Genomic DNA, 10,479 nt, shown 5'->3' with positions numbered 1-10,479 from the left:
GGCCAGGGCTATACCCAGGCACAATGGCACCGCAATGAGGAAAACAACAAGGCCGGCTGAAAAATCGCCTTTTATATTAGAGAATAATGATGTTTGCTTGTTCATAAAATATGCTTTTCCGTTGAGGGATCGCAGTTCCGGATAGCAGCAAAATGCCGCAACCGTGGAAGCTACAATGATAGAATAGTACTACCGTTAAAGGCTATAATACAGGTATCGCCTATGGATACACGTAGCCCGGGTAGTGTTTGAAATAAAGTAATAAATGAATAGAGAAAACAGCTGCTGTAACTACAACGGCTGAACGAAATTATGCAAGGTGCATATTGGGAGGGGGGGCATGGATTTCCTGGGCAGGGTTGCTAGGAATATCTTCCATTAAATGATATTGTAAAATACCAAGAATGAGCAGCGGATTAAACTGGATTTCATCAAACTGTTTACAGAACTTCAGTTCCTTCGCAATCTTTATATGATCGCCACCGCAATCAACCGGGTGCTCTTCCACAATCTGGTTATTAAACAGCAGCTTCCCTACTTCCTTGATCGGAAGCAGTTGAGACACCATCAGTGTCAGGAGGAATATGCCGATTAATTTCTTCATGTGTAAATACGCCTGATGCAAATGTAATAGAGGATAACCATAATATAGTGAAATACCCAATTAAAAAAATGTTAAAGGACTTTAACATAAAAAAGCAGTATCAGCCGATGTTTTCCATTCATCCTTACTATAAACCGGTCATCATTATTCGTAAAAGCATATTATAACCCTTTTTTGACATGAAAGGCAGACTCATACCGGATTTTGCCGGCTTAACCGGGTAACGTTTAAAACAAGTTATTTTGCTTTCTATGGTATTGTGTATTGCATAGTAGTAAAAGTTTCCTATTTTTGTATCGTAAAGTTGAAAGAATAGCTATCAAATACCTTTATAACATCAGAAACTACCATTAGAAAAAAATTAAAGCTCACTTGCCATGAATATTGATAACACACAATCGCAGATGAGGAAGGGAGTGCTGGAGTTTTGCATTTTGTCCGTCATTAAGCAAGGAGAAGCTTACCCTTCAGATATCATCGAAAAGATGAAGGAAGCAAAGCTGGATATCCTGGAGGGCACACTTTATCCTTTATTAACAAGATTGAAAAATGCAGAATTGCTCACTTACCGTTGGGTGGAAAGCAGTTCCGGACCCCCGCGGAAATATTTTTCCATGACAGAAAAAGGGGAAACCTTTTATAAGGAACTGGAAAGCACCTGGAACGAACTGGCTAATGCCGTACATCAATTAACACAAAATAGTACACCCCTGTAAAGGAAGACTACCTAAAACCTAAAATCAACTGGTAATGAAAAAGATAATCAACATAAACCTTTCGGGCCGCCTTATCCCCATTGAGGATAGCGCGTATGAGATACTGAACCAGTATCTCGGCAGCCTGAAGAAATATTTCTCGAAAGAGGAGGGTGGGGATGAAATCGTGTCTGATATTGAAAGCCGCATTGCTGAAGTATTCCAGGATAAACTGAAGAAAGGGGCTCATTGTATTACAGATGAAGATGTGATTGCGGTGAAAACCTCCATGGGTACGCCCGAACAGTTCGACGACGCTGCAGGGGAGAACAGTCAGCAGCAGAAAGAGGATGATCCGTATGCCGGATATATTCCCCGTCCCCGTAAACGCCTGTACCGCGATCCGGACAATAAGGTATTAAGCGGCGTATGTAGTGGTTTAGGCGCCTATTTTAATATTGATCCCGTGATTTTCCGTATCATATTTGCCCTCCTGGCAATCGGCGGTTTTGGTACCGGTATCCTGGTATACTTCATCCTGTGGATAGCTACGCCATCAGCTGATACCGCAGCAGAAAAGCTGGAAATGAGGGGAGAGAAGGTGGATCTTAACACCATAAAATCTACCATCCAGGATGAGTTGAATCATATGAAAGGCCAGATGAAAAATGTAGGAGATGATATCCGAAATTTTTCTCAGGGCCGCGGCAAGCAGGTAGGTAATGACATTGAACGCTTTTTTGTGAACCTGGCCAGTGGATTGGGAAAAGTGTTGGTAGCCGTTACCAAGGGGTTCTTTTATTTCTTTGCTGTAGTGATGCTGATCTGCCTGATCGTGGCAGGAATAGCCATTGCAGCCACTTCCGCGGCCCTGTTCCCCATTAAGGATCTGTTACTCGGCGCCCCGGTGCAAAGTATGCTGCTATGGCCGGCAGTTGGATTACTGATAGGTATCCCCATCGTTGCGCTGGTGATATTCATTATCCGTAAGCTCACTGGTGTAAAGGAAACTAACCGCTATGCGGGTTATACTTTAACTTTCCTGTGGTTAGTCGGACTGGCCTTTGCCGCTATCATTGCCACTTCTTTTGTAAAAGACTTCAGAAGGCCATCTACAGAAACTGAAGCGGTAGCTATTCAACAGCCATCGAAAGGTAAGCTGATCCTGAAAAGAACGCCTGGCATCCTTTCGGAGATCAATGGAGATGATATCAGCTTTTTTGATGATCACCTGCTGATCGCAGACGATACCGTACTGATTAACTATATCCGGATAAGGATAGAAAAAAGTACAACCGACAGCTTTTCCGTGGACGTATCCCGCTTCTCCAGGGGCCGCACCGTACAACAGGCCAAGATGCTGGCGCATGATATCGCTTTTCAATTGAACCAGGAGGATTCCATATTGTACCTGCCGGAAGGATTTTCCCTGCCTCCGCACTCAAAATACCGTGGCCAGCGGGTTACAGTAACCATCAAGGTACCGGTAGGGAAGAATATTGAGATAGACCATGAAGTACGCCGTAATTATGATTTCAGCTGGTATGGCCGCGACGAGGATGATTGGGATAACTGGTATAACGACCAGCCCGGACCGCTGAACCTGAAAATGACACCAGAAGGTACCAACGATGTAAATGAAAAGAAACCGGCGCCTGAGAAACCGGCTACCGATTCTTCTACCGAAGGTTACCGCTATAAAGGGCCAGCTGCTGAAAACGCTGTTAAGGCGGTTAAAAAAAGTCAGCCAATTGAAGGGGATGTTTCTTTCCTGGCATATTCCCTGATCAATATGTTCCACAGTTGATCTATATATAAACACTTATTTTTTAAAGAGATAAAGCGAAAACAAGTCTTTGTTTTCGCTTTATCTTTTCCAGGGGATTACCTTTCTGAGATTTTCCCGATCGGATCATTCCACCGGCTGATTAATGTTTAACTTTGCACATTCAGCAATTAATATTAATAAATAGGATAAGATAAGGAATGCAGGCTCCCATAAACATCGCGCTGGTAGGTAATCCGAATAGTGGTAAAAGTTCCCTTTTTAATGCGCTCACCGGTTTAAACCAGAAGGTGGGTAATTTTCCGGGTGTAACGGTCGACAAAAAGACCGGGACTGCCCAGATTGCATCCGGCGTAACAGCCAATATTATTGACCTGCCGGGAACCTACAGCCTGTATCCTAAAAGCGCAGATGAGTATGTTACCTACGATGTGCTGATCAACCAGCAGAATGAAGATACTCCCCGCCTCGTAATCATAGTGGCAGATGCCTCCAACCTGAAACGCAACCTGCTGTTCTGTTCCCAGATCATTGATCTCAAAATACCTGTGATCATTGCCCTTACCATGATGGACATTGCACGCAAGAAGGGAGTAGAGATCGACCTGGACGGATTGGAAAGGGAACTGGGTGTACCCGTGGTATCTGTCAATCCCCGGAAAAACAAAGGCGTTACGGAGATAAAGAAAGTAATAGACCTGGCTATGAGGTCGCACTACAGTACGCCTCCCAGGGATTTTATCAATAATAATGCACTGGCGAAAGAGGTGATTGAAGAGGTACGGAAAACAGTACCCGTAAAAAGCGACTATGGCGCTTTACATATAGCCGTTAACGTAGACGACCTGTCTTTCGTAGACAAGGCAGGTAAACAGACGATCCATCAGTCGCTGGAAAAACACCTGTTTAATAAAACAAAGATCCAGGCAGAGGAGATCATGCAGCGATATAGCCGGATCAAGCATATCATGAAAGCAACGGTAGTGGAAACAGATCCATTGCAGAAACAACTGCGTTCTGAAAAAATAGACGACCTGCTGTTGCACCGGTTCTGGGGATATGTAATACTACTGGTGGTGATGTTCCTGTTGTTTCAAAGTATTTTCTGGCTGGCATCCTACCCGATGGACTGGATCGAGGGCGGCTTTGGCGCGTTGAGCGGATGGCTGAGCAGTGCCCTGCCCGATAATAAAATCACCGACTTCTTCATAAACGGAATACTGGCCGGTATCAGTGGTTTTGCGGTGTTCATTCCGCAGATCATGATCCTGTTTGGTTTGATCACGATACTGGAAGACACCGGCTATATGGCCCGTATCAGCTTTCTGACGGATCGTCTTATGCGGCAGGTGGGGTTAAACGGAAAATCCGTGATGCCGCTGATCAGTGGGGTAGCCTGTGCCGTACCTGCCATCATGGCTACCCGTACCATTGAAAATAAAAAAGAGCGGCTGATCACTATCATGGTAACACCCTTAATGAGCTGTTCTGCAAGATTGCCTATTTATACCATGATGATCGCACTGATCATCCCTGATAAACGGATTTTCGGTATACTGGGTTTGCAGGGGCTTGTTATGATGGGACTTTACCTGCTGGGGTTTTTCATGGCGATCTTTATCGCAGCCATCATGAAGCTGTTTGTGCGGATCAAGGAAAAAAGTTACTTCATCATGGAGTTGCCGGTTTATCGTTCGCCGCGTTGGGCCAATGTGGGAACAACCATGGTGGAGAAAGCAAAAATATTTGTGAAAGACGCCGGTAAAGTGATTGTGGTAATATCTGTGATCCTTTGGTTCCTGGCCTCTTACGGCCCGTCAGCCAGGATGCAGCCCGTACATGCCAAATACGAGCAGCTGCTGTCTAAAGTGCCGGAAGATTCCCCGGAAGCAGCCGTGCTTAATAAAGAATTCCAATCTGCCAAATTATCCAATTCCTATGCAGGGATGCTTGGTCATACCATTGAGCCGGTGATCCGTCCGTTGGGTTTTGACTGGAAAATCGGCATTGCACTGATCACTTCTTTTGCTGCCCGCGAAGTATTTGTAGGTACCATGGCTACGCTTTACAGTGTGGGAGAGGATCCGGATAACAATAACGCCACGCTCCGGGAGAAATTATCGTCGGCTACCTGGCCTGATGGGGCGCCGGTTTACACACTGGCTTCGGGGTTATCCTTAATGATTTTCTATGCATTCGCTATGCAGTGTATGAGCACGATGGCGATTGTAAAACGTGAAACAAAATCATGGAAATACCCGGTGATTCAGCTTGTTTATATGACTGCACTGGCCTATGTGTGCAGTTTGATCATCTTTAATATCTTCAAATAATATCTTGTACATTGCAGGTATAGTTAACCATAAATGCAATGTTTATGAAATGGCTTTGTTACAGCGTTTTCCTGCTCTTTGCGCTTCCTGCGCCTGCGCAAACATTTATTGATTCTGCACAACTGATGAAGGATGTGCGCACCCTGTCGGCCGATAAGATGGAGGGCCGGAAAACCGGCACCCGGGGCAGCCGTATGGCGCAATTCTATATCCTGGACCGCTTCAAAAAAATCGGTATATCCGCGTATCACAATACCTACGAATATCCTTTTTATTTCCAGGAAGGGGATAAGAAAATAATGGGCACTAACCTGTACGGCTATATTCCGGGGAAGCTGAGCACGGTGATGGTTATCTCTGCACACTATGATCATCTTGGTAATTCCAAAACAAGTGGTGCAGACACTATATTCAACGGTGCAGATGATAATGCTTCCGGTATTGGCGGGTTACTGGCAATAGCATCCTACTTTAAAAAACACCCTCCCCGCTATACCCTCATTTTTGCTGCATTTGACGGGGAAGAAGAAGGGCTGCAGGGGGCCAAAGCGTTTGTAGCACAGCCTCCGGTGCCGCTCACACAGATACGCCAGAATATTAACATGGACATGATTGCCCACAACGATAAAAATGAGCTGTATGTATGCGGCACACAGCAGTTTCCGGACCTGAAAAAGTACACTGATGAGGTAGCCTCCCGCAGCAGTGTGAAGCTGATAGCGGGGCACGACAAGCCGGAAAGCGGAACAGACGACTGGACAAAGCAGAGCGATCAGTATGAATTCTTTAAACAGAAGATCCCTTTCCTGTATTTTGGCGTGGAAGACCACCCGGATTATCACCGCGTTACTGATGAATACTCCCGTATTAACCATTCTTTTTATTACAGGGCGGTACAGGCTGTGCTGGAGGTTGTGAAGAAGCTGGACAGTGATATGCCGGAGAATAAATACAGCGGGGCCAGAACGATGTAAAAAAAGGCCGGTAATTCCTGATGAAGAGAACTGCCGGCCGGTAATATTATTTCCTGATAGTTTGGATCATTCCTTTAAACTTAGTGGATTCCAGCCTGTTGGCAGGAGTTATTGCGATCCTGTTCCCGTTTAATCTGGCCATGCGGCCTAACGAGCCTGCAGCAACGCCCATATCGGTGAGCGCAGCGCGTAGCATGGGGTCGCTCAGGGAGCCCCAATCGAGGGAGAAATCATCATCTGCTCTTATATCGGCCGGAAGGCCGCTGAAATAATCGCCTTCATTAGCTGCATTTTTTGTCTGGAAGTTCACGGCATACATATCGTATTTGCCAAAGGAAATATTGATAAATCCAACCGGTTTGCCATAGGTATTGCTTCCAACAAGTTTAGTAGTCATTACCGGTTTCAGTACGTTATACAGCAGTTCGCTTGCAGATACCGTATTGCGTGTTCCCAGGAAAGTGACCTTGTTCAGGGCCAGGGCGCCGCTTTTCTGGAACCTGGCTGTTTTATAGGTAGTGGCTTCACTGTAAAAGATTTCCGACCAGTTTACACTGGGATAATAAGGCACGGCCTTCATGTATTTAAAGTAAGGCCCGAAATTATTGGTAGTTACGTTGTTGTTAAAAAACTGGGAATACATAGTGGTATTGGTTTTCGCCGCAGGCACCAGTATGTTGGCAAGATATTCTGCCGTTTCAATAAGCCCGCCGCCATTATATCGCAGATCGATGATCACCTGTTTTACGCCGGCTTTGGTATAGGCGTCAAAAATCGAATCTATCTGTGCTTTCACATCAGTTAACGCCACAAAGTTATTGAATACAAAGTAGCCGATTTTATTGCCGCTGAAATCATATAAGTGGGAGTAAAGAATAGGATTCAGTTTATAGTCTGTACGGGCTAAAGTATTCTGCTGGGTGCTGTTATCCGGCCTACGGAAGCCCCAGGTGGCGCTTTCACTGCCAAAGGCATTATTCAGCATGTTGTCGGTAGTACCGTCGTTTACACGAAACCGGGTAACCCCGTTTACATTGATCAGTTGCCATCCTCTTTTTATGCCAGCCTTATCTGCCGGTGAGCCCGGGTATACGTATACCACAAACAGGGTGGTATCTGTCTGGTAGCCCACTTCGAAGCCCATATCGCCGGCAATGCCCTGCTGTAAGGCCCTGGAGGTACCGCCATTGTCTATAAAGCTATACCTGTCCAGGTTATTGCCGGAGGCATCTTTTTTATAAGTGGTCAGCGCATCGAACATTTGTATTGGATTCGGATATTGATTGGGCTTAAAGGTGGCAGAATCGGGCAATACGTCGTTCCAGAGGTAAATATCTTTTGCTATAAAAAAGATGCTGTCGTTAATGGAGCCGGTAGGACTGTTATCTCCCCGGTTCCGTGGAGCGCTGCTGTCTTTTTTATTACAGGCCGACATCAAGAAAATGAGCGCCAGGCCGGTGAGTATTGAATGGTAAAAGTTGTTTGGTTGCATAGTTCCTTTTTTATGCTGCATAACCGCTGAGAATAAACGTTAAAAAGGGTTGTTATTGTATGGGTGTAAAGTTAATGCCTTCAATGCCGAGTTCTTCCGGAAGTACGCCATTATTTTTAAGGCCCACATTTACTTTATCCCGCCAACGGATCTGTTCTGCAACATTTAGTCCGTGGTGGGTTTCCTGGTCGAACCGGTACTGGAGGCGGTTCATTTCCCGGAAAGACTGAAGGTACTGATATTGTATGATACTATCGTAGTCGTCGCGGTTTAACGCTGTTTGCCGGAGCTTTTGTTTAAACCGTTCCACTACCAGGCGGGTAATATCGAAATGGAGCTGTTCATGCGCCAGGGCATAGCTGTTCCGGGCTTCCGGCCGAACCCAGGAGGCGCTTTTTATAAAAAACACCTGTAACCTTAACGTGATCCGGAGGGTATCGTTTACCAGGTTGCTGTTGCCTTCATAGGCGAAGCTGGTGTAGGATACTGCCGCACTGGGCCCGCTGGGCGATGGTTTAGCCTGAAAATCGTCCCATTGCAGTTTTCTTTCAAAATCATAGTAAATAGTATCAGAGCCGGGAGGAGCCGGTGATTGTTTTTCTTCGAAGTTCAGCTGAATAACGGTAAAGCGATTATTTTCCGGGCATGGCTTTTTATCCCCGGGTGGCAGTAACAGAAAGCTCAGTATGGTAACAGCCGACAGCATTATCAGATTGCAGTCAATAAAATTAAGGGAATGGCCGGCTATCTGTTTCATGCCGGTAAAATTTGGCGATTCTATAACATTTGGTTTCCGGTGTTTTAACAATCTATTCCTGCTGAAACGGTCTTTTTTCCGTAATTTACTACCAACCAAAACAATCGCATTATGTACGGCGGTGGATATATTTTTGATGAACCCAACAGGAATCAGTTAAGGGAAGAACAACAGCATGATGAACCTGAAAAGCTTGCTGCATTTGAGGCACGTATTGCCAATGGAGAAAAGATAGAACCCGGCGACTGGATGCCGGCAGAATATCGCAGGCAGCTGATACGCCTTATAGAACAACATGCTCATTCCGAAATTATAGGGGCCTTGCCGGAAGGCACCTGGATCACCAGGGCGCCGGGCTTTAAGCGTAAACTGGCGCTGATTGCCAAGGTGCAGGATGAGATAGGTCACGGGCAGTTGCTTTACAATGCAGCTGAAACACTGGGGAAATCAAGGGAAGCCATGATCAACGACCTGCTCAGCGGGAAATCCAAGTATTCCAATGTATTTAATTACCCGGCTGAAACCTGGGCCGATGTGGCCGTTATCGGCTTCCTGATTGATGCAGCAGCCATTGTAAACCAGGTGGCCAATGCCAAAGGTTCTTATGGGCCGTATTGCAGGGCGCTGGAGCGTATTTGTTATGAAGAAAGTTTCCACCTCAAGCAAGGGCATGATGCTTTTATTGAACTGGCAACAGGCACACCGGCGCAGCAACAAATGCTGCAGGATGCCCTTAACCGTTGGTGGCAGCCGATTATGCATTTCTTTGGCCCTCCTGATAAAAGTTCCAGTCACAGTGAAAAATTAATGCAATGGAAAGTGAAAATGGCCAGCAACGATGATATGAGGAATCAATTCCTTGAATCTTATGTGCCTAAAATCTGGGAGTTGGGGCTTACCCTGCCGGATCCGGCTTTGCGTAAAAATGAAGCAACCGGCAGATGGGAATATTCGGACCCCGACTGGGATGAATTTTTCAGGGTGATCAACGGTGGCGGCCCGTGTAATATGGAACGGTTGCAGGTACGCAAATGGGCGGAAGAGCGGGGCCGCTGGGTGCGTAAAGCACTTATGAAGCCAACTGAAAAACGTGCTTTACCGGTTGCGTAGGAAGATCTTTTTTGTTTTAACCATCTATTAAAATCATTTGAATTTCATGTCTAACGATTCTTTAGATCCCCGGGTGAACCGGCTGAAACTGGGCGAAGCCGGGGAAGTAGTGAAAGTAGAGGAAGGGGAAAACTGGAATATATATGAAGTGTTTCACCAGGAAAAAAGAGGCGCCCATCACGAGCATGTAGGTTGTGTACATGCCCCGGACCCGCAGTTGGCGCTGGTGTTTGCAAAAGAGCAATTTGCCCGGCGTAAGAAATGTGTGAATCTCTGGGTGGTGAAAAGCGCGGATATCCTGGCTTTTGATGTGGAAGATGAAGATATGTTTGCCAACAATATGGAGAAAACCTATCGTGATGCCAGCGGCTTTAAGGTGATGGAAAAGATCAACAAATTCAAACAATCCAAATGATAAACAGCGCAGCACTAACAGATCTGATTATAAAGATGGCAGACGATGAACTGATCCAGGGGCATCGTAATTCCGAGTGGACAGGACTGGGGCCTGTGATGGAAGAGGACATTGCTTTTTCTTCTATGGCGCAGGACAAAATCGGGCATGCCTGGGCGCTGTATCGTAACCTTCACGAGGATCTCGGTGGCCAGCACCCGGATGCATTTGCTTTTCTGCGGCCGGAGAAGGAGTTTAAATCATCGCACCTGGTGGAGATGCCCAATGGTGAATATGATTTCAGCCTGATGCGGCACTTTTTATTTGACCAGGC

At 46.0% G+C, this 10,479-nt stretch carries 10 protein-coding genes; 7 read left to right on the top strand and 3 right to left on the bottom strand.

The genetic code is table 11. The annotated features are described in order from the left end of the window. Positions 1-310 precede the first annotated feature (310 nt). A complete protein-coding gene (locus VIM72_RS06900) occupies positions 311-604 on the bottom strand; it encodes a hypothetical protein (RefSeq protein ID WP_142684557.1) in 294 nt (97 codons plus the stop codon). 377 nt (positions 605-981) lie between these two features. Between VIM72_RS06900 and VIM72_RS06895 the strand changes: the two genes are divergently transcribed. The 4 genes from VIM72_RS06895 to VIM72_RS06880 all read left to right on the top strand — a co-directional run bounded on the left by VIM72_RS06895 (position 982) and on the right by VIM72_RS06880 (position 6,392). Beyond that, entirely contained in the window at positions 982-1,320 is a 339-nt protein-coding gene (locus VIM72_RS06895) for a PadR family transcriptional regulator (protein WP_089890425.1), read from the top strand. A 34-nt stretch (positions 1,321-1,354) separates the two neighbouring features. After that, positions 1,355-3,106: a PspC domain-containing protein gene (locus tag VIM72_RS06890; RefSeq protein ID WP_332002125.1), complete on the top strand. Its 1,752-nt coding sequence runs from the start codon at positions 1,355-1,357 to the stop codon at positions 3,104-3,106. Positions 3,107-3,285: 179 nt separating this feature from the next. Beyond that, positions 3,286-5,418 carry a ferrous iron transport protein B gene (feoB, locus tag VIM72_RS06885; RefSeq protein ID WP_332002124.1) on the top strand — a complete coding sequence of 711 codons (2,133 nt, stop codon included), beginning with the start codon at positions 3,286-3,288 and terminating at the stop codon, positions 5,416-5,418. 44 nt (positions 5,419-5,462) lie between these two features. Beyond that, on the top strand, positions 5,463-6,392 hold the full coding sequence (locus VIM72_RS06880) for a M28 family peptidase (protein ID WP_332002123.1): 930 nt from the start codon (positions 5,463-5,465) through the stop codon (positions 6,390-6,392). Between the two features lie 46 nt (positions 6,393-6,438). Here VIM72_RS06880 and VIM72_RS06875 read toward each other — a convergent pair whose 3' ends face one another. Together VIM72_RS06875 and VIM72_RS06870 are read right to left on the bottom strand one after the other, a co-directional pair. Next, a complete protein-coding gene (locus VIM72_RS06875; RefSeq protein ID WP_332002122.1) occupies positions 6,439-7,884 on the bottom strand; it encodes a S41 family peptidase in 1,446 nt (481 codons plus the stop codon). 52 nt (positions 7,885-7,936) lie between these two features. Next, positions 7,937-8,641 (bottom strand): hypothetical protein, encoded by a 705-nt coding sequence (locus VIM72_RS06870; RefSeq protein WP_332002121.1) that lies wholly within the window; start codon positions 8,639-8,641, stop codon positions 7,937-7,939. 111 nt (positions 8,642-8,752) lie between these two features. On the opposite strand from VIM72_RS06870, the gene paaA reads away from it, so the two are divergent. The 3 genes from paaA to VIM72_RS06855 all read left to right on the top strand — a co-directional run. Next, positions 8,753-9,751 carry a 1,2-phenylacetyl-CoA epoxidase subunit PaaA gene (gene paaA, locus VIM72_RS06865; RefSeq protein ID WP_332002120.1) on the top strand — a complete coding sequence of 333 codons (999 nt, stop codon included), beginning with the start codon at positions 8,753-8,755 and terminating at the stop codon, positions 9,749-9,751. Positions 9,752-9,797: 46 nt separating this feature from the next. Further along, complete coding sequence (locus VIM72_RS06860; protein ID WP_142684564.1) at positions 9,798-10,166, top strand: 1,2-phenylacetyl-CoA epoxidase subunit B; 369 nt, start codon at positions 9,798-9,800, stop codon at positions 10,164-10,166. Beyond that, positions 10,163-10,479: 1,2-phenylacetyl-CoA epoxidase subunit PaaC (locus tag VIM72_RS06855; RefSeq protein WP_332002119.1), on the top strand; the 317-nt coding region annotated here is incomplete at its 3' end. The genes VIM72_RS06860 and VIM72_RS06855, both read left to right, overlap by 4 nt.

Source organism: Chitinophaga sp., assembly GCF_036569185.1.
In the GTDB taxonomy this organism is placed as follows: Bacteria; Bacteroidota; Bacteroidia; order Chitinophagales; family Chitinophagaceae; genus Chitinophaga.
The sequence above is the reverse complement of the archived record's forward strand: the minus strand, read 5'-3'. Positions and strand labels throughout refer to the sequence as shown.

Bases quoted from the DNA above. Each gene is read 5' to 3' on its own strand.
- VIM72_RS06900 (WP_142684557.1), bottom strand. From the start codon at position 604: ATGAAGAAATTAATCGGCATATTCCTCCTGACACTGATGGTGTCTCAA.
- VIM72_RS06895 (WP_089890425.1), top strand. From the start codon at position 982: ATGAATATTGATAACACACAATCGCAGATGAGGAAGGGAGTGCTGGAG.
- VIM72_RS06890 (WP_332002125.1), top strand. From the start codon at position 1,355: ATGAAAAAGATAATCAACATAAACCTTTCGGGCCGCCTTATCCCCATT.
- feoB (WP_332002124.1), top strand. From the start codon at position 3,286: ATGCAGGCTCCCATAAACATCGCGCTGGTAGGTAATCCGAATAGTGGT.
- VIM72_RS06880 (WP_332002123.1), top strand. From the start codon at position 5,463: ATGAAATGGCTTTGTTACAGCGTTTTCCTGCTCTTTGCGCTTCCTGCG.
- VIM72_RS06875 (WP_332002122.1), bottom strand. From the start codon at position 7,884: ATGCAACCAAACAACTTTTACCATTCAATACTCACCGGCCTGGCGCTC.
- VIM72_RS06870 (WP_332002121.1), bottom strand. From the start codon at position 8,641: ATGAAACAGATAGCCGGCCATTCCCTTAATTTTATTGACTGCAATCTG.
- paaA (WP_332002120.1), top strand. From the start codon at position 8,753: ATGTACGGCGGTGGATATATTTTTGATGAACCCAACAGGAATCAGTTA.
- VIM72_RS06860 (WP_142684564.1), top strand. From the start codon at position 9,798: ATGTCTAACGATTCTTTAGATCCCCGGGTGAACCGGCTGAAACTGGGC.